This is a genomic window from Sanguibacter suarezii NBRC 16159, assembly GCF_001552735.1.
Lineage (GTDB): Bacteria > Actinomycetota > Actinomycetes > Actinomycetales > Cellulomonadaceae > Sanguibacter > Sanguibacter suarezii.
The window spans coordinates 85,305-103,833 of record NZ_BCRT01000004.1; the positions used below are offsets into that span (position 1 = coordinate 85,305).

The window sequence follows — 18,529 nt, forward strand, 5'->3', positions numbered from 1 at the left end:
GTCCCGCAGGGGCCAGATTCCGCCAGAGTTCCTGTGGACGGATAGATTTCTTCCACGCCCATCCACCCCTCGGAACCGAAATGGATCACTCCTTGGACGACCGCTCCACCCGGCGCTCCACAGACCGCCAGATCCTCGCCCTGGCCGTCCCCGCCCTCGGCGCCCTCGTCGCCGAGCCCATCTTCGTCCTCGTGGACTCCGCCGTCGTGGGGCACCTGGGGACCGCTGAGCTGGCGGGGCTGTCCATCGCCTCCACGCTGCTGCTCACCGTCGTCGGGCTGTGCGTCTTCCTCGCCTACGCGACCACCGCCTCCGTCGCCCGACGCGTCGGGGCAGGGCGCCGCGCACAGGCGCTGCAGGCCGGCGTCGACGGCATGTGGCTGGCTGCCGGGCTGGGCACCGTCCTCGCGGCGGCCCTGTGGCTCGCCGCGCCGTGGGCGATCTCCGCGATGGGTGCCGACGGCGCCGTCGCCGAGAACGCGGTGACCTACCTGCGCTGGTCCACACCCGGGCTGCCCGGCATGCTCGTCGTCCTCGCCTCGACCGGGGTGCTGCGCGGGCTGCAGGACACCCGCACCCCGCTGTGGGTCGCCGCCGGCGGCGCGGCGACCAACGCAGTGCTCAACATCGCGCTCGTCTACGGCGTGGGGATGGGGATCGCCGGATCTGGACTCGGCACGGCCCTGACCCAGCTCGGGATGGCGACGGTGCTGTCCGCCGTCGTCGTGCGCGGTGCGCGCCGCGCGGGGGCACGGCTGCGACCGGGGGCCGGTGGCATCTGGGCGAACGCCCGCGCGGGCGCCCCGCTGCTCGTGCGCAACCTCTCCCTGCGCCTGGCGATCCTGCTCACCGTCTTCGTGGCGACCGGCCTGGGCGCGGTCAACCTCGCCGGGTACCAGGTGGTCAACAGCATCTGGGGGCTGGCCGCCTTCGCCCTGGACGCCCTCGCCATCGCTGCCCAGGCGCTCATCGGACACCGCCTGGGGGCCGGTGAGGTCGGCCAGACGCGGGCGATCCTGCGGCGCACCCTGCAGTGGGGGGTGGCCGCGGGCGCGCTGCTGGGGCTGGTCATCGCGGCCGGTGGCTGGTGGTTCGCGCCGCTGTTCACCTCCGACCCTGACGTCCGGGTCGCGATCACCGCCGCGATGGTCGTCATCGGCGTCCTCATGCCGATCGCCGGCTGGGTCTTTGTGCTCGACGGCGTGCTCATCGGCGCCGGCGACGGCCGTTACCTCGCCTGGACCGGGATGATCACCCTCGTCGTCTACGTCCCGGTCGCCCTCGCGATCCGCGCCTGGGCTCCCGACGGACCGGCGGGCCTGGCCTGGCTGTGGGTGGCCTTCGCCGGTGTCTTCATGATGGCTCGTGCCGTGACCACCGGGCTGCGGGTGCGCACCGACGCCTGGATGGTCGTCGGGGACTGACCGGCGCAGCTGGTCCGCTCAGCCCACCGGCGCCTCCCACCGCAGCTGGAGGGGCAGTGCGTGGAAGTCTGCGTACCGCCCAGCGGCCTGCTCGACGGCCGCACGCTCACGCGTACCCATCTCGGCGAAGGGCAGCACGGTCACCGTCACCGAGCGCGCGCCGATGCTGTGCCCCCACGACCCGCGCAGCAGGCCGTCGACGACGACGTGATGGGGCAGGCGCGTCGGCACCGTCGGCGCCCGGTAGCCCGGCGGTGTGAAGTACCCGCGGGTCTCGGTGTAGCCCATGACGTACTCGTCGTAGGCCTGCAGCAGGTCCGCCCGGGGCGTCTGCGGGGGCACGCGCACCTGCTCGAACGACGCCCGCGGCATCCAGTGCACGACGCCCTCGACGTCGACCTCGACCAGGTCGTCCGGCGCGCGCTCCACGGCCAGACGCACGGCCGAACGCGCGTCGGTCAGCGTGAGCCCAGACCACAGGGCCAGGTCCCGGGCCGTGGCCGGACCACGGGCCGCCAGGTAGCGCCAGGCGAGGTCAGCCAGCGCCGTCGGCCGGTCGAGGGGCGTGTGGGCGGGTGGCACGCGGTCGTCGAAGGCGACATAGGTGCGCTGCTTGCCGCGCGAGGCGCCGCTGATGATCACCCGCTCGATCTCCGCCGTCATCACCGCGTAGGTCAGCCCCTGGCCGCTCGACGGCAGTCCCGCCTCCCCGAGCGCCGCACCGAGCTCGGCGCGCACCCGATGCTGACCCGTGGAGACGCACCCGGCGATCACCTCCACGGCGCGGGCCAGCTCCGCCCCGGTGAGGCCGATCAGGCGCAGCTGCGCCCCGTTGACCTGGTGCACCCGCGGACCGGTCAGCTCGAGCAACCAGCGCACGTCGGTGGGCAGGACATAGTGCCAGGTGGGACGCAGCACGTGGGTGCGCAGGACGCGCCCGGCGTCGATCTCAGCAGCGAGGGTCGCGGCCGTCGGCGCACCTTGGATGCGTTGGGAGATCGCCCACTGCGAGGGCACGTACTCCTGCGCTTGCATCGCCAGGAAGTGCCCGACGACGGCGGCCGGCTCGAGCGCGGCCGGCGCCCACACGAGCTGGGAGTGCAGGCGGCGCGTCAGCACCTCACGTCGGTCCATCGGGTCAGCGTAGCGATCCCTAGAACGACGCAGGGCCCGGTCCCCTCCGAGGAGAGGACCGGGCCCTGCGGCCGAGCTGGATCAGGAACTGATCAGGCTGCGACGACGTTCACAGCGATCTTCGCCGACACCTCAGGGTGCAGGCGAACCGACACGGAGAACTCTCCGGTCGACTTGATCGGCTGGGCGATCTCGATCTTGCGCTTGTCGACCGTGACGCCACCGAGCTCGGCGACCGCAGCAGCGATCTCCGCCGTGGTGACGGCACCGAAGAGACGTCCGCCGTTGCCGGACTTCGCCTTCACGGTGACGGCCTTCGACTGCAGCGAGTCGCGCGTGGCCTTGGCCTCGTCGAGCGTTGCAATCTCACGTGCCTTGCGAGCCTTGCGGATCGCGGTCACCTGAGACTCCGCGCCCTTGGACCACGGGGTGGCCAGGCTGCGGGGGATCAGGTAGTTACGGGCGTACCCGTCCTTGACGTCGACGACGTCGCCAGGTTCACCGAGACCGGTGACCTCGTGGGTGAGAATCAGCTTTGCCATGTGAGTCAGTCCCTTCTCAGCGTGCAGATGACGAGTAGGGAAGGAGAGCCATCTCGCGGGCGTTCTTCACGGCCTTCGCGATCTGACGCTGCTCCTGGACGGACACACCGGTCACTCGGCGAGCGCGGATCTTCCCGCGGTCGGAGATGAACTTGCGCAGAAGAGCGGTGTCCTTGTAGTCCACCGTCTCGATCTTTGCTGACTTCAGCGGGTTTGACTTCTTCTTGGGCTTGCGCACAACGGGCTTTGCCATTGCGAGACTCCTTCACAGGGTGCTGTCCCGGGCTGCCGCGCACGGCCGACCGGGAAGCGAAATATCTACGGGGTGGGGACTAGAACGGCGGTTCGTCCGCGAAGGAACTTCCGCCGCCTGCGGACGCCGGTCCCGCGGTTGCCCACGGGTCGTCGGCCTTGGCCCCAGAGCTTGCGCCGAAACCGCCGCCGCCTCCGGTACCGCCCGAGCGCTGGGCCCGGGTGACCTTGGCGGATGCGTACTTCAGGGAAGGACCGATCTCCTCCACCTGCAGCTCGACAACAGTGCGCTTCTCGCCCTCACGGGTGTCGTACGAACGCTGCACCAGCCGGCCCTGAGCGATGACACGCATCCCCTTGGTCAGGGACTCGGCCACGTTCTCGGCAGCTTCACGCCAGATCGAGCAGCGCATGAACAGCGTGTCGCCGTCCTTCCACTCGTTGGTCTGGCGGTCGAACGTCCGCGGCGTGTTGGCCACGGTGAAGTTCGCGACGGCGGCACCTGACGGGGTGAAGCGGAGCTCCGGGTCCCCCGTGAGGTTCCCGATCACCGTGATGACAGTGTCACCAGCCATTGCATCTCTCCTTGTTCGAGCGGTTCGTACTAGGTCGTGAGGGGGCGATCAGCGAGCGCTGGATCTCAGGCGTCTGCAGCCTTGGCCTTGGCGTCTGCACGCTGGACCTTGGCTGCTGCACGCTCGTTCTTGACGTCTACGCGCATGACCTTGGTGCGAAGGACGACCTCGTTGAGGCCGAGCTGACGGTCCAGCTCCTTGGCGGTCGCAGGCGTAGCAGTGAAGTTCACCACCGCGTAGATGCCCTCGGACTTCTTCTGGATCTCGAACGCGAGGCGACGACGGCCCCAGATGTCGACCTTGTCAACAGAACCACCCTCGGTCGAGACGACCGTGAGGTACTTGTCCAGCGACGGGGCGACGGTGCGCTCTTCAACCTCAGGGTCGAGGATGATCATCAATTCGTACTGACGCATGTGTAACCCACCTCCTACGGACTCAGCGGTCACGGTCTTTCCGTGACAGGAGGGTTGTGCGTGTATCAGCTGCGTGCCGTCCCGGCCGATAGGCGGCCGGAGGTGAGCACACAACAGTGTCCAAGAGTACCCGCCGAGGCGGGTCCCTGGAAACCCTCTGCGGGCGACCCCGATCAGCGGGCCGCACCCGCCCCCTGGCCGGTCGAGCCCTGCCCGTTCGCCTGGCCGTTCGACTGATCCGGCTTGGGCGCCGTCGGCGTGGTCGGAGTCGGAGCAGGCGTGGTCGGCGTCGGTGCCGGTGTGGTCGGCGCAGGAGCCGGCGTGGTGGGGGCGGGCGTCGGCTCCGGCGTCGGGATGGTCGCCGGGTCAGGCCCGTTGGAGACCACCACCGTCACAGTCGACCCGGCCGCGACCGCCGACCCAGGCCCTGGCGAGACGCTCACCACGGTGCCCTTGGGCTTGGAGTCGTAGCGCGTGGTCACCGACGGGTTGAGGCCGGCGGCGACAAGGGCGCCGCGCACCTCGGCCTCGCTGCGCCCGGCCAGTCCGGCCGGCACGGTGACAGTGGCCTCTTCCGGCTCCTCGGTCGCCTCCTCGGTCGGCTCCTCGGTGGGCTCCGGCGTGACGGTCGGCGTCGGGGTCGGCGTCGGGGTCGCCTTGGCGCGAGAGGGGAACTGGAGCACGTCCTTGCCCTCGAGCACCGTCCCCATGTACTCGGTCCACACGTCCGCCGGGGCGGTGGCGCCGGTGATCCCGGTGCGCACGTACTTCCCGAAGGGCGTGATGGACTCCTGCTCCTGGTTGGGGCCGGACTGGTACATGGCCACGGCGGTGACGTACTTCGGGGTGTAGCCCACGAACCACGCCGACTTGTTGTCGTTCGAGGTACCCGTCTTGCCGGCGACCGGGACGCCGAGAGACTTCACGGTCTTGCCCGAGCCGTTCTCGACGACCTTCGTCAGCGCGTAGGTGACCTCCGCGGTGTTCTCAGGGGTGAAGACCTGCTCGCTGCTCAGAGCGGGGGTGTACCGGACCTCGGCCCCCTCGGTGACCTCGTCGACGATGTGCGGCGTGCGGGTCTGCCCGTTGGTGGCGAAGGTCGTGTACGCCGCCGCCATGTCGACCGGGTGCACCGTGGCGGTGCCCAGCACGTTGGACGGCACCGCAGTGAGGTCGGGAGTGTCAGCCGGGATGCCCGCCCGGGTGGCGACGTCGACCGTCGCCTCGGGACCGACTTCCTCGTTGAGCTCGACGTACGCGGTGTTGATCGACTGCTCGGTGGCCTTCTCGAGGGTGACTCGGCCGAAGTCCGTGCTGCCGAAGTTGTTGACCTGGTAGTCGCCGAAGGACTTGGGGCTGTTGCCGTCGAAGGTGTCCTTGAGGGTCTTGCCCGCCTCCAGGCCGGCCATGAGCGTGAAGGGCTTGAAGGTCGACCCGGCCTGGGCCGCGCCCTGGGTGGCGGAGTTGAACTGCTTCTCGATGTAGTCCTTGCCGCCGTAGACAGCGAGGTAGCCGCCACTGTCCGCGTCGATCGTGACCACCGAGGTGGAGAGGTTGGCCGGGGTGTCCTCAGGCATCGCCTCGACGGCGGCCACGGCCGCGTCCTGGACCCCCTTGTCGATCGTGGTGACGATCCGCAGACCACCGCTGTTGAGCTCAGCGGTGGTGATGCCGGCCTTTGCCTCGAGCTCGGCCTTAACCATCTCGACGAGGTAGCCGGTCTGCCCCGCCAGAGAGTTCGTCTGGCCGTAGTCGATGGTCTCCGGGAAGACCTGCGCGTCGCGCTCTTCCTGGGTGATGAACCCTCCCAGCACCATGCCGTCCAGGACGTAGTTCCAGCGCGACTCCGCCTTCTCCGCGTTGACCCGCGGGTCCCAGTTGGTGGGAGAGGGGATGACACCGGCGATCAGCGCTGCCTGAGAGAGGGAGAGCTCAGAGGCGGAGATGCCGAAGTACTTCTGCGCAGCCGTCTCGATCCCGTAGGCACCGCGGCCGAAGTAGATCGTGTTGAGGTAGTTGGAGAGGATCTGGTCCTTGCTCTGCTGGCTGTCGATCTTGACGGCCATGAGCACTTCCTTGAACTTGCCGACGTAGTCGGTCGTCGTCCCTTCGGTGTAGAAGCGCTCGGCGTACTGCTGGGTGATCGAGGACCCACCGGTCTTCTTGCCACCGGTGAAGAGCGCCTTGACGTTCCCGACAGCCGCGCGGCCGAGGCCCTTGACGTCGATGCCGGAGTTCTCGTAGAAGGTGCGGTCCTCCGCGGCCACGGCCGCGTGCTTGACCACCTCGGGGATCTCGTCGGCGGAGATGAGGATCCGGTCCTGGGAGGCGAAGGTCGCCAGCTCGGTCGTCCCGTCGGAGTAGTAGACGGTCGACCTCTGGGGCGGCGCCGGCATGTCGTTCGGGTCCGGCACGCTGATGCTCACGTAGGCGGCGATGACCACGCCGCAGGCGAGCGCACCCAGGGTGAGCACGGAGCCGACGACGAAGCGCCAGGACGGGACCCAGCGGCGGACCGGGCCTTTACCGGCCCGGGGGTAGTTGAAGCCGCGACGCCGACCGTTCTTGGCCGTGCTGCGTGGCGCCGCAGCGGCACCATTCTTCGCCGCAGGGCGCGTCGATCGACTGTTCGTGCTCGCCACGTTGGACCTTCCGACAGGAGACAAGAGATGCGGACCTGCTGATCGTGCCCAGCTGGTCCAGACGGGTGGCCTCCGGCGTGCGGGCACGGCGGAGGAACTCTTCCCACCGAAACTGTAGGGGTTCGATCCCTTGTACCCCATACCCCAGGCCTGTCGTCAACCAACTCTCTGCCACGCCTGCCCACCAGACACGCCGGACCTTCACAACTTCTCGGGCCCTGCTTGCTTGCACCTGAGTCTGGATGTGCCTAACCTGTCGATGTATCGGTTCGATACATCGACAGCGTGCTCAAGAGTCACGAAGGACAGAGGAGGTGCCATGCGCAGCAAGTCGACAGTCTTGGAGACGGCGGTGCTCGGCCTCCTCAACGACTCGCCGCTGCACGGCTATGAGCTGCGCAAGCGCCTCAACCTCGGGCTGGGAGCGTTCCGCGCACTGTCCTACGGGTCGCTGTACCCGTGCCTGAAGTCGCTCGCGCTCCAAGGCCTCATCGTCGGAGCCGAGTCGACCGAGGCTCCCCCGCACGCCCTCTCGGGCAAGCGGGCCCGGATCGTCTACACGCTCACGGCCGAGGGCAAGGAGCACCTGCAGTCCGTCCTCGCGTCGTCGGGCCCCGCGGCCTGGGAGGACGACAGCTTCGACGTCCGGTTCGCCTTCTTCGGTCAGACGGACGCCGAGACCCGCATCCGGATCCTCGAAGGACGCCGCAGCCGGCTCAACGAACGTCTCGAGACCGTGCGCGACTCCTCCGCGCGGACCCGGGAACGCCTCGACGAGTACACCCTGGAGCTCCAGCGACATGGCCTCGAGCAGGTCGAACGTGAAGTTCGATGGCTCGACGGCCTCATCAACACCGAGCGCGACCGTCGTCGTGCCCGGACACCGGGGGAAACCCCGGGCGCCAGCCTGACGGCGGACGCACAACCTGAACGAAGCAATCCCCACTCAGTCGACGGCGAAGGTCGCGACACACACAGCAAGGAGCTCGGATGACTGCCATCCGCGTCGCCATCGTAGGCGTCGGCAACTGCGCTACGTCCCTCATCCAGGGCGTCGAGTTCTACCGGAACGCCGACAAGAACGAGACCGTCCCCGGCCTCATGCACGTCCAGTTCGGTGAGTACCACATCTCCGACCTGCAGTTCGTCGCTGCCTTCGACGTGGACGCGAAGAAGGTCGGCTTCGACCTCGCCGACGCCACGCAGGCGTCGGAGAACAACACCATCAAGATCGCCGACGTCCCGCCGACCGGCGTGACCGTGCTGCGTGGCCCGACCCTCGATGGTCTGGGCAAGTACTACCGCGAGACGATCGAGGAGTCCGACGCCGAGGCTGTGGACGTCGTCCAGACCCTCAAGGACAACGCGGTCGACGTCCTCGTCTGCTACCTCCCCGTCGGCTCGGAGAAGGCTGCGAAGTTCTACGCGCAGGCCGCCATCGACGCCAACGTCGCCTTCGTCAACGCTCTCCCCGTCTTCATCGCCTCGGACCCCGTCTGGGCCAAGAAGTTCCAGGACGCTGGCGTCCCGATCGTCGGTGACGACATCAAGTCCCAGGTCGGCGCGACCATCACGCACCGCGTGCTCGCTCGTCTCTTCGAGGACCGCGGCGTCATCCTGGACCGCACGTACCAGCTGAACGTCGGCGGCAACATGGACTTCAAGAACATGCTCGAGCGTGAGCGTCTTGAGTCCAAGAAGGTCTCCAAGACCCAGGCCGTCACGTCCAACCTGTCTGGCCCCCTCGGTGGCAAGAAGGAAGACCGCAACGTCCACATCGGTCCGTCGGACTACGTGGCGTGGCTCGACGACCGCAAGTGGGCCTACGTCCGCCTCGAGGGTCGTGCCTTCGGTGAGGTTCCCCTCAACCTCGAGTACAAGCTCGAGGTCTGGGACTCCCCCAACTCCGCTGGCATCATCATCGACGCCGTGCGCGCCGCGAAGATCGCCAAGGACCGTGGCGTCGGTGGACCGATCCTGTCCGCGTCGACGTACTTCATGAAGTCCCCGCCGGTCCAGATGGAAGACACCCAGGGCCGCATCGAGCTCGAGGCCTTCATCGCCGGCACCAACGAGCGCTGATCCTCAGCGCCGCGTAGCAAGCGGAGGATCGGCGCGACCACCTGGTGGAACGTTGATCTGAGGCACTGCACCGCATGTCACAGCAGGGCCCCGACCACCCGGTCGGGGCCCTGCTGCGCTCTGGACCGTCCCGCCCGGCGACCCGTAGGATTTCCGCCATGATCACTGCAGACCTTGACCCCTTCGAGCTGGTCGAGACCACCCCCGGCAGCTGGTCCCTCGTCCTGCGTGAGCTCGACCTCACCGTCCACACCGAGGTCTTCGAGGCCGCCGGCGCCGAGGGCAACGGCTACGACTGGGCCTCGATCGCCCTCGCCCTCGTCGAGCGCGACGCCGAGCACCTGGTGGGCCGGTTCGGCACCGACCCGGAGGCCGAGGCCTTTGTCGCCTACGGCGCCGACCCGACCGTGCTGACCGAGCTCGGGGAGCTGCTGCTCGAGGTCTACAACGACGCTGACCTGCTGGCGGACCTCGCGACGATCGCCGAGTGGGAGTGATCACGGCCTCCACGGCGGCACCGGGAACCCCCGTACCCTGAGACGGTGACCGCCCTGGCCGACCTCCGTCTTCTGCTCCGCCTGCGTGACTTCCGTCGGTTGTTCACCGTCCGGATGGTGAGCCAGGCTGGTGACGGGATGTTCCAGGTCGGGCTTGCCAGCCTGTTCTTCTTCTCTCCCCAGAGCCAGGGCACCGCGGCCTCGATCGCGGTGGCCTTCACGGTGCTGCTGGCGCCGTTCACCATCGTGGGTCCGTGGGCCGGTGTGCTGCTCGACCGTTGGCAGCGGCGCCAAGTGCTGGTCGTGGTGAACCTGCTCCGGGTGGCGCTCACCCTCGTGGTCGCCGGGACCGTCCTGGTGTGGGGCATCACTCCCGCCGTCTACGTCCTGGCTCTGCTCCTGCTGTCCCTGAACCGCTTCCTGCTCGCGGCGCTGTCAGCCTCGTTGCCGCAGGTGGTCGACGGGCCACAGCTGCTCACCGCGAACGCGCTCGTGCCGACGCTGGGGGCAGCGTCGGCCGGGATCGGCGGCCTCGTCGGGCTGCTGCTGAGCCTCGCTGTCCCCGAGGGGACCGGGCGCGACGCCGCCTCCCTGGGCACGGCTGCTGTCTTCTTCCTCGGCGCGAGCGGCGTCGCGGCCCGCTTCCCGCGGACCCGGCTCGGTCCGGTGGACGTGCCGGCTCGCGGCGCGGCGACGCTGCGGTCTGACCTGGCGCACCTCGGCCGCGGCCTGGCGCACGGCGCCGGTTACCTCCTCCGCCGCCAGACCCCGGCGCAGGCCCTGGGGGTCATGGCTGTGCACCGCTTCCTCTACGGGATGACCTTCGTGGCCAGCATCCTCATCTCGCGCAACCTGCTCTCGGACGGGTCTGACACCGGCCTGGGGGTCTTCGCCACGGTGCTGGCGGCGACGGCCGTGGGCTTCGGCGCGGCCATCGTGCTCACGCCCGTCGTCGCCGCGCGGCTGGGCACGCGTGGGTGGATCGTCGTCTGCCTGGTCCTGGCATCGGCGAGCCAGCTCGTCCTGGCCGTGACACTGACCTACGTCTCGATGCTCGTCTGCGCGGTGACGCTGGGGCTGGCCGCGCAGGGCGCCAAGATCGCCGTGGACACGATCGTCCAGCGCGACACCCTGGACCTGTTCCGCGGGCGCGCCTTCGCCTTCTACGACGTCCTGTACAACTGCGCCTTCATCGGCGCCGCCGCGGTCGCCGCGGTGACCCTGCCCGACGTCGGGTACTCGCGGCCGATGTTCGTCGTGCTCGCGGTGGCCTACGCGATCACCGCTGTGGTGTTCGGGCGCTGGGGTGCCCGGGTGGCCCGCCCGGTGGTGCTGGGCTGAGCTGGCCTCACCCCGCGGGTGGGACGGTGGCCGGGTGCCAGCCGTCCTCGTCGCGGATCGAGCGGGTGATCCGTCGGCTGATCTCGCGCAGCTGCCGGGCCTGGGCCTTGGTCAAGGGATCGAGGACGAGCCGGTGGACCGTGGCCACGTGCCCGGGAGTGGCCTCCCCCACCTTGCGCAGCCCCGCCTCGGTGAGGGTGGCCCGGGTATAACGCCCGTCGGTGGGGTCGGTGGTGCGCTCCAGCCATCCCTTGGCCTCCAACCGCGACGCCGCTCGAGACAGCCGGGACAGCGAGCTGTTGGCGTAGCTCGCCAGGACGCTCATGCGGAGGGTGTGCTCGGGAGCCTCGGCGAGCGCATAGAGGACGCCGTACTCGAAGTATGTGACCTCCGCGTCGCGCTGCAGCTGGGTGTCCAGGGCTGCGGGCAGCCACTCCAGCACGGTGGCCAGCGCGGCCCAGGTCTCGAGGTCGTCGCCGGTCAGGGCTTCAGGAACGGTGCTGTCAGGCATAGCACCACAGTACGTGCCCAGGGACCGCCGTGACACCGAAGTCACTTGCTCAGTCAAGTGAATACGCGTAGGTTTCACTTGACTGAGCAAGTGATAACCGGCGCCGGCGACGCGCCGCAGACCGATGGGAACGGCGACGACGATGGATCTGCACCTCGCAGGAAAGACGGCATTCGTGAGCGGGTCGACGCAAGGGATCGGCTACGCGATCGCCAAGGAGCTCCTCACGGAAGGGGTCTCGGTCACCATCAACGGACGCGACGCCGTCCGGGTCGAGGAGGCGGTGGGCAGCCTGGCGACGGCAGTTCCCGGCGCAGTGGTGTCCGGCATCGCCGCGGACTTCGGCGACGTCGAGCAGGTAGCCCGGCTGGTGGAGTCCTTGAGCGAGGTCGACATCCTCGTCAACAACGTCGGCCTCTTCGAGATCAAGGCCTTCGCCGAGATCTCGGACGAGGAGTGGGAGCACTACGTCCAGGTCAACCTCATGAGCAGCGTGCGACTCTCGCGGCACGCCCTGAGCCGCATGATCGCCACGGGATGGGGGCGGATCATCTTCATCGGCAGCGAGTCCGGCGTGAACGTCCCGGCCGACATGGTCCACTACGGCGTGACCAAGGCGGCGACCCTCGCTCTGAGCAACGGCCTCTCCAAGCTGACGGGCGGCACGGAGGTCACCGTGAACACGATCCTCGGCGGACCCACCTACTCCGACGGCGTCTCGCAGACTGTCGCCCAGATCGCCCAGGCTCAAGGAATCCCGGTGGATGCCCTCCGGGACGCGATCATCGCGGAGAACCAGACCTCGCTCCTCCAGCGATTCATCGACCCGGCGGAGATCGCTCACCTCGCGACCTACCTGGCCAGCCCACTCTCCTCCGCGACGAACGGGGCAGCCCTGCGTGCCGACGGTGGAGTCCTCACCGCGATGCTCTGAGGAGCGGGGTCCGCCGCCCCGAGGTGCACGGCGTGCGCCTCGGGGTCTGTTCCACGTGAAACGTCGCCCGCGCCTAGCGGGCGGTCCCTAGGACTGCCTCGTGCCCCACCACGCGAGCAGCTCGTCGCGCGCGACCTCCGGGGGCAGCGGCCCCCGGTCCAGACGCAGCTCCATGAGGAACCGGTAGGCCTCCCCCACGGCCGGCCCGGGCGCGATGCCCAGGATCTCCATGATCTGCGCCCCGTCGAGGTCAGGGCGGATGGAGGCCAGCTCCTCCTCCCCCCGCAGCTTCTCGATGCGCGCCTCGAGGTCGTCATAGGCCGCAGACAACCGCTGCGCCTTGCGCTTGTTGCGCGTGGTGCAGTCCGCTCGGGTCAACCGGTGCAAGCGCTCGAGCAGCGGACCGGCGTCGGTCACGTAGCGGCGCACCGCCGAGTCCGTCCACGCCCCCTCCCCGTAGCCGTGGAAGCGCAGGTGCAGCTCCACGAGGCGAGTGACGGCCGCCACCGTCTCCTTGTCGTAGCGCAGGGCCTTGAGCCGCTTGCTCGCGAGCTTCGCCCCCACGATCTCGTGGTGGTGGAAGCTCACCGTCCCGCCCACCTCGAACTTGCGCGTGGCTGGCTTGCCCACGTCGTGCAGCAGCGCCGCCAGCCGCAGGACGAGGTCTGGCCCGGGCACCGGGCCGTCAGGACCGGTCTCCAGGTCGATGGCCTGGTCCAGGACGGTCAAGGAGTGCTCATAGACGTCCTTGTGCCGGTGGTGCTCGTCGACGGCGAGCTTCATCCCCGGCAGCTCCGGCAGCACGTAGTCAGCCAGGCCGGAGTCCACGAGCACGCCCAGCCCGAGCCGCGGCGACGGGGCGAGCAGCAGCTTGCTCAGCTCGTCACGGACCCGCTCGGCCGAGACGATGGTGATGCGCTCGGCCATGTCGATGATCGCCTGACGGGCCGACTCCTCCACCGTGAAGCCCAGCTGGGCCGCGAACCGCGCCGCACGCATCATCCGCAGCGGGTCGTCGTCGAAGGACCGCACCGCGGCGATCGGGGTGCGCAGCACCTGGGAGGCCAGGTCGACGAGCCCGTCGTGCGGGTCGACGAAGGTGAGGTCCGGCAGGCGCACGGCCATCGCGTTGACGGTGAAGTCCCGCCGGGACAGGTCACCGTCGAGGGTGTCACCGAAGGCCACGACCGGCTTGCGGGAGGCCGGGTCGTACTCGTCCGTGCGGTAGGTGGTGACTTCCACCACGATCTCAGGCACGGCCCCCTTGGTGAACCGCTTCGCACCGATGGTGCCGAACTCCTTGCCGATGTCCCAGTGCGCATCTCCCCACCGGGCCAAGATCGCCTGGGTCTGGTCGGGGCTGGCCGAGGTGGCGAAGTCCAGGTCCGCGCTGGAGCGGCCCAGGAAGGCGTCACGCACCGGCCCGCCGACGAGCGCCAGCTCGTGGCCGGCTGCCGCAAACAGCTCACCGAGCTCGATGGCCTCCGGTGGCATGTGGGCCAGGACGGTCGTCGCCCGACGCCGCAGCAGCGCGACTTGCGCGGACAGCACAGCGTCAGGATCGTGGCCCTGGCGCGGATTCTCAGGGTTTACAGCACTCGTCGACGTAGGCACAACATCAAAGCCTGCCAGATAAAGATAAAGTGGCCGACATGTCCAGCGCAGCGCACTCTCCGGGCCGCTCTCCGGTCCCTGCGCCGCCGGGCGGGCACCCGCTGCGGATCGATCCGCAGGCCGCTCACCCGACGGTCGGGTCGACCGCGCCCACACACCATGGATCCTCGGATCTGCCCATCGTCGAAGAGACGTCTGCGGGCGGCCTGGTGGTCAAGACCTTCGACGGCGTCTTCCACGCCGCTGTCATCGCCCGCCGCAACCGCGCCGGGCGCCTGGAGTGGTGCCTGCCGAAGGGCCACCTCGAAGGAGCGGAGACCGCCGAGGAGGCGGCCGTCCGCGAGATCGCCGAGGAGACCGGCATCTCGGGGTCCGTCCAGCGCCGCCTCGGGGTGATCGACTACTGGTTCACCGGGGACGACCGCCGCGTCCACAAGGTGGTGCACCACTTCCTGCTGGAAGCCGTCGGCGGCTTCCTCACCGTCGAGGGCGACCCTGACTCCGAGGCCGAGGACGTCGCCTGGGTGGCCTTCGGCGACCTCTCAGCCACCTTGAGCTACCCCAACGAACGCCGTCTCGCTGCCGCCGCCCTCGAGCTGCTCAACGAAGCCCGCGGCACCGACCGGAACCCGCACTCCTCACGATGACCTCACCCGCTCGACCGATTCGCCCCACAGCAGCCCGCCTCGCGGGTGTGCTCGCGATCCTGACCCTCGTGTGGGTGCTCACCGGCCTGGCGGCGACGCCTGGCTGGGCCGCCACCACTCCCACGCCGGACTCCACCACGTCGTCCACGACGAGCCCGGTGAGCGTCCGGCTGATCAGCCTCAGCCCCGAGGTGACCCGCCCCGGCGACACCCTCACCGTCGTCGCCCAGCTGGAGAACACCGGGACGCAGGACATCACCTCCCCGGTCGCCAAGCTCGCCGTCGCCAAGTACCGCTACTCCACGCGGGCTGCCTTCTCCTCCTGGGAGGCACTGCCGACCAGCGCACCGCTCGGCACGACCGTGCAGTCCGTCCCGCTGCCAGACATCCTCGCGGCCGGCGCGACCACCAGCGTGACCTTCACCATCGAGGCCGACTCCCTCGGGCTGCTCACCGGTCAGGTCGGCTGGGGCCCACGCGGGATGAGCGTGTCGGTGACCGGCGAAGGCACCGACTACCCCACCACCACGGCGCTCGGCGTGCTGCGCACCTACCTCGTGTGGTTCCCGGTCGCCGACGAGGAGGTCACCCCGGTCGACGTCAGCGTGCTCGTGCCGGTCGTCGGTCCCGCCTTCGACCCGCTCGACCCCGAGACGTCCGCCGCATCGCTGGCGGAGGACACCGACAAGAACGGCCGGTTGTCCGCAGTGGTCTCGGCCACCGAAGGCTTCCCGGCTGTGTCCTGGGCGATCGACCCCGCCCTCGTGGGACCGACCACCGGCGGCGTCGACGAGCCGGCCACCTCACCGGCCGCCACCGCCTGGGCCAGGCACACCCTCGCCACCGCCAACGGGCGCGAGGTGTTCGCCCTGCCCGCCTTCGACCAGGACTGGAGCGCCTACGCCGCAGCGGGCCTCGCCCCGCCAGAGCGCGCTGCCCTTCCCGCCGGGCTGAGCACCTGGCGCACCGACCTCAGCTGGCCGGCCCAGGCCGCGCCGTCGACGTCGGTGCTGCGCCAGGCCGCAGCCCAGGACGCGCCGATCGTGGTCGCCGCACCCGGGTCCCTCGCCCCGGACCCCGAGATCAGCTACACCCCCACCGGCCTGACCACCGTGGCCACCTCGACCGGCGCCGTCACCGCCCTCCTGCCCGACGCCGAGCTCAGCTCCCAGCTGAGCGCCCCGTCACAGACGTCCCCCGCCGCTGCCCGTCAGCGGGTCGCCGCCGAGCTCGCGATCGTCGCCCGTGAGCGCCCGGCCGAGGAACGCGCGATCCTGCTCACCGCTCCGCGCTCGTGGACGCCGACGCCCGAGGTCGCCCGCGCCCAGCTCGAGGGGATCGACTCCATCCCGTGGGCCCGCCTCATGCCGGTCTCCACCCTGGTCGACACCCCCGTCCCCGACCTGCCCCGCACCTCCCCCGCGACGACGGCGGCCAGCGCTGGCGAGCTCACCCAGGACGACCTGGTCGCCCTGGCCGAGACCCGCACGGGCGTGCAGCTCTTCGCCCAGGTGGTCCCCGACCCCACCGTGCTGACCGCACCGGTCGACGCCGCCACCCTGGCCGCCACGTCGGTCGCCTGGCGCACGGACCCGGCCGGGCGCAACGCGGCCATCGACCGGCTGACCGCCGCAGCCGACGCCACGACCAGCGCCCTGTCGATCGTCAGCCAGAGCGACTTCACGCTCATCAGCGCCGGGTCCAGCCTGCCCATCAAGGTTCACAACGCCCTCGACCAGGAAGCCAGCGTCACCGTCGCACTCAGCCCCGACGACCCGCGCCTGGTCGCCGAGGAACCCGTCACGGTCGTGGTGCCGGCAGGGTCTGATGCCACCGCCAGGGTGCCCGTGCGCGCCGTCGGCCGCGGTAACGTCACCGTGACGGTGCAGATCCTCAGCCCGGACGGCACGGTCATCGCCAGCCCCGCCTCGATCGGGGTCAAAGTTCGGGCAGACTGGGAGAACCTCGGGACCGCGGTGATCGCCGGGGTGCTCGTGCTGCTGCTCGGTGGAGGGATCTGGCGCACCATCCACCGTGGGCGCTCGGACCGCCGGGCCTCGGCGGCCGTCGTCGAGCAGCTCGAGCAGCTGGAGCACCTCGAGCAGGGAGACGTCCTCCCTGCTGACCTCCTCACCACGACCGCAGCGCCCGACGACACCGTCACCCCGAACACCCCTGAGACCACGAACGATGGAGCACCACGTGAGCAGCACCGCGAGCACTAGCACGTCGGTGGGCCGCAGCTCCCTGATCATGGCCTCCGGGACCGCGGTCTCACGCGGGCTCGGGCTGGTTCGCAACTTCCTGCTGGTGGCGGTCGTCGGGGCGACAGGCCCGATCGCAGACGCCTTCGACATCGCCAACAAGGTGCCCAACATCCTCTTCGCGATCATCGCGGGCGGGATGCTCAACGCGGTGATCGTGCCCCAGGTGGTCCGGGCCTACCGCTCACCCAACGCCCAGGAGTACCTGGACAAGCTCCTCACCCTGACAGGGACCCTGCTGCTCGTCCTGACGACCATCTGCACCCTCGGAGCGAGCGTCCTCGTCGGTTTCTACTCCAGCAGCCAGTGGACCACCGCCCAGCTGGCCCTGGCCGTCTCCTTCGCCTTCTGGTGCATCCCCCAGCTGTTCTTCTACGGGGTGTACACCCTGCTCGGCCAGGTGCTCAACGCCCGGGGCCAGTTCGGGCCGTTCATGTGGGCGCCCGCCCTGAACAACGTCATCTCGATCATCGGGCTGGGCGCCTTCCTCATCATCTTCGGCGGCGCGCCGAAGGGCGGGGCGGTCGTGGAGTCGTGGACGACCGCCGAGGTCGCGATGCTCGGTGGGGTGACCACCTTCGGGGTGATCTGCCAGGCGCTCATCCTCATCGTCCCGCTGTACCGGTCCGGCTTCCGCTGGCACCTGCGCTTCGGCTTCCGCGGCGTCGGCCTGCGGTCGGTCGGCCGGGTGGGCCTGTGGACCTTCGCCGCAGTGCTGCTGGACCAGGCGGCAGTCCTGGTCAGCTCACGGATCGCCACCTCCGCCCCGATGGCCGCGTGCCTGGAGGCCTACACCCAGGCGGTGTGCGACTCCGGGGCTGATCCCCTCGTCGTCGCCGGTAACGGTGCCTACACCCAGGCCCTCATGGTCTACCTGCTCCCCCACTCCCTGGTGACGGTGTCCATCGCGACCGCCCTGTTCACCGGGATGAGCGCGGCGGCCGCCGCGGGCGACCTCGCCACCGTGCGCTCTCTCGTCTCACGCGGGCTGCGCGTCATCGCCGTCTTCACCGTCTTCGCCACGGCCTTCTTCCTCGTCGTCGCCCAGCCCGTGATGAAGGTGCTGGTCCCGACGCTGCGCCCGGCCGACGTCGTCGTCGTCGGACAGGTGCTCGCGGCGCTCGCCCTGGGGCTCGTGCCCCTCGGGGCCATGGTGCTCATGAAGTGGGTGTACTTCGCCTTCGAGGACGGCCGGACGGTCTTCCTCATCCAGATCCCCATGACCATCGTGCTCGTCGGCGGCGCCGTGACGGGCATGCTGCTGCTGCCCGGTCGCTGGTGGGTGGTGGGCGTGGCGGCGGCCATGTCCCTGTCCAACTTCGTCGGGCTGGCGCTGCGGATGGGCGGGATGATCCGCCGCCTGGACGGGCTGGACCTGGCCCGGATCGTGCGGCTGCACGTCCAGCTCGTCGCTGCTGCCGTGGTCGCCGGGCTCGTCGGGTGGGGCATCCTCACGGTGTGGGGATACGACCCCGAGGACACGTGGTGGGCCGCGTTCGGCGTCACCGCCCTGGTGGGTGTGACCATGGCCGCGATCTACGTGCTCGCCCTGCGCCTCATGCACGTCTCCGAGCTCCAGGGCCTGGTGAAGCCGCTGCTGAAGAAGGTTCGCCGTCGTCGTCGGGCGCACTGATCCGCGCAGGCTTCTGGTCAG

16 protein-coding genes and 1 pseudogene are annotated in these 18,529 nt (G+C 69.7%); 9 read left to right on the forward strand and 8 right to left on the reverse strand.

Annotated elements, in window-relative coordinates:
- The first annotated feature begins 92 nt into the window (after window positions 1-92).
- Entirely contained in the window at window positions 93-1,424 is a 1,332-nt protein-coding gene (locus SS2_RS01685) for an MATE family efflux transporter (protein ID WP_245643278.1), read from the forward strand.
- 18 nt (window positions 1,425-1,442) lie between these two features.
- On the opposite strand, the gene SS2_RS01690 is transcribed toward SS2_RS01685, so the two are convergent.
- The 6 genes and pseudogenes from SS2_RS01690 to SS2_RS01715 form a co-directional block, all read right to left on the reverse strand.
- A complete protein-coding gene (locus SS2_RS01690) occupies window positions 1,443-2,558 on the reverse strand; it encodes a winged helix DNA-binding domain-containing protein (RefSeq protein ID WP_066460656.1) in 1,116 nt (371 codons plus the stop codon).
- 92 nt (window positions 2,559-2,650) lie between these two features.
- Window positions 2,651-3,100: a 50S ribosomal protein L9 gene (rplI, locus tag SS2_RS01695; protein ID WP_066460657.1), complete on the reverse strand. Its 450-nt coding sequence runs from the start codon at window positions 3,098-3,100 to the stop codon at window positions 2,651-2,653.
- Window positions 3,101-3,116: 16 nt separating this feature from the next.
- Window positions 3,117-3,353 carry a 30S ribosomal protein S18 gene (rpsR, locus tag SS2_RS01700; RefSeq protein WP_066460658.1) on the reverse strand — a complete coding sequence of 79 codons (237 nt, stop codon included), beginning with the start codon at window positions 3,351-3,353 and terminating at the stop codon, window positions 3,117-3,119.
- A 79-nt stretch (window positions 3,354-3,432) separates the two neighbouring features.
- The gene (locus SS2_RS01705; protein WP_066460659.1) at window positions 3,433-3,927 is read right to left on the reverse strand and encodes a single-stranded DNA-binding protein; all 495 of its coding nucleotides are present in this window, start codon (window positions 3,925-3,927) and stop codon (window positions 3,433-3,435) included.
- 134 nt (window positions 3,928-4,061) lie between these two features.
- Window positions 4,062-4,343: pseudogene (rpsF, locus tag SS2_RS01710) on the reverse strand (30S ribosomal protein S6); the annotation flags it as partial.
- Between the two features lie 173 nt (window positions 4,344-4,516).
- The gene (locus tag SS2_RS01715) at window positions 4,517-6,985 is read right to left on the reverse strand and encodes a penicillin-binding protein (protein ID WP_169796242.1); all 2,469 of its coding nucleotides are present in this window, start codon (window positions 6,983-6,985) and stop codon (window positions 4,517-4,519) included.
- 319 nt (window positions 6,986-7,304) lie between these two features.
- Here SS2_RS01715 and SS2_RS01720 point away from each other — a divergent pair, with 319 nt between their 5' ends.
- The 4 genes from SS2_RS01720 (at window position 7,305) to SS2_RS01735 (ending at window position 10,905) form a co-directional block, all read left to right on the forward strand.
- The gene (locus SS2_RS01720) at window positions 7,305-7,979 is read left to right on the forward strand and encodes a PadR family transcriptional regulator (protein WP_066460662.1); all 675 of its coding nucleotides are present in this window, start codon (window positions 7,305-7,307) and stop codon (window positions 7,977-7,979) included.
- Window positions 7,976-9,067 (forward strand): inositol-3-phosphate synthase, encoded by a 1,092-nt coding sequence (locus SS2_RS01725; RefSeq protein WP_066460663.1) that lies wholly within the window; start codon window positions 7,976-7,978, stop codon window positions 9,065-9,067. The genes SS2_RS01720 and SS2_RS01725 overlap by 4 nt, the downstream gene beginning before the upstream one ends.
- 158 nt (window positions 9,068-9,225) lie before the next feature.
- Window positions 9,226-9,564: an Imm51 family immunity protein gene (locus SS2_RS01730; protein ID WP_066460664.1), complete on the forward strand. Its 339-nt coding sequence runs from the start codon at window positions 9,226-9,228 to the stop codon at window positions 9,562-9,564.
- Between the two features lie 45 nt (window positions 9,565-9,609).
- Complete coding sequence (locus SS2_RS01735; RefSeq protein ID WP_066460665.1) at window positions 9,610-10,905, forward strand: MFS transporter; 1,296 nt, start codon at window positions 9,610-9,612, stop codon at window positions 10,903-10,905.
- Between the two features lie 7 nt (window positions 10,906-10,912).
- Here SS2_RS01735 and SS2_RS01740 read toward each other — a convergent pair whose 3' ends face one another.
- Window positions 10,913-11,416, reverse strand: a complete 504-nt coding sequence (locus SS2_RS01740) for a MarR family winged helix-turn-helix transcriptional regulator (RefSeq protein WP_066460666.1) — start codon at window positions 11,414-11,416, stop codon at window positions 10,913-10,915.
- 175 nt (window positions 11,417-11,591) lie between these two features.
- Here SS2_RS01740 and SS2_RS01745 point away from each other — a divergent pair, with 175 nt between their 5' ends.
- The gene (locus SS2_RS01745) at window positions 11,592-12,350 is read left to right on the forward strand and encodes an SDR family NAD(P)-dependent oxidoreductase (RefSeq protein WP_245643279.1); all 759 of its coding nucleotides are present in this window, start codon (window positions 11,592-11,594) and stop codon (window positions 12,348-12,350) included.
- 87 nt (window positions 12,351-12,437) lie between these two features.
- Here the strand turns inward: SS2_RS01745 and SS2_RS01750 are convergent, their stop codons facing one another.
- Window positions 12,438-13,898: a CCA tRNA nucleotidyltransferase gene (locus SS2_RS01750; RefSeq protein WP_066460798.1), complete on the reverse strand. Its 1,461-nt coding sequence runs from the start codon at window positions 13,896-13,898 to the stop codon at window positions 12,438-12,440.
- Window positions 13,899-14,002: 104 nt separating this feature from the next.
- On the opposite strand from SS2_RS01750, the gene SS2_RS01755 reads away from it, so the two are divergent.
- The 3 genes from SS2_RS01755 to murJ are packed head-to-tail and all read left to right on the forward strand — an operon-like array spanning window position 14,003 to window position 18,508.
- On the forward strand, window positions 14,003-14,611 hold the full coding sequence (locus SS2_RS01755) for an NUDIX hydrolase (RefSeq protein ID WP_083941568.1): 609 nt from the start codon (window positions 14,003-14,005) through the stop codon (window positions 14,609-14,611).
- Window positions 14,608-16,836, forward strand: a complete 2,229-nt coding sequence (locus SS2_RS01760; protein WP_169796243.1) for a DUF6049 family protein — start codon at window positions 14,608-14,610, stop codon at window positions 16,834-16,836. The genes SS2_RS01755 and SS2_RS01760 overlap by 4 nt, the downstream gene beginning before the upstream one ends.
- Window positions 16,814-18,508: a murein biosynthesis integral membrane protein MurJ gene (gene murJ / locus SS2_RS01765; RefSeq protein WP_066460800.1), complete on the forward strand. Its 1,695-nt coding sequence runs from the start codon at window positions 16,814-16,816 to the stop codon at window positions 18,506-18,508. Before SS2_RS01760 ends, murJ begins: the two co-directional genes overlap by 23 nt.
- Window positions 18,509-18,529 lie beyond the last annotated feature (21 nt).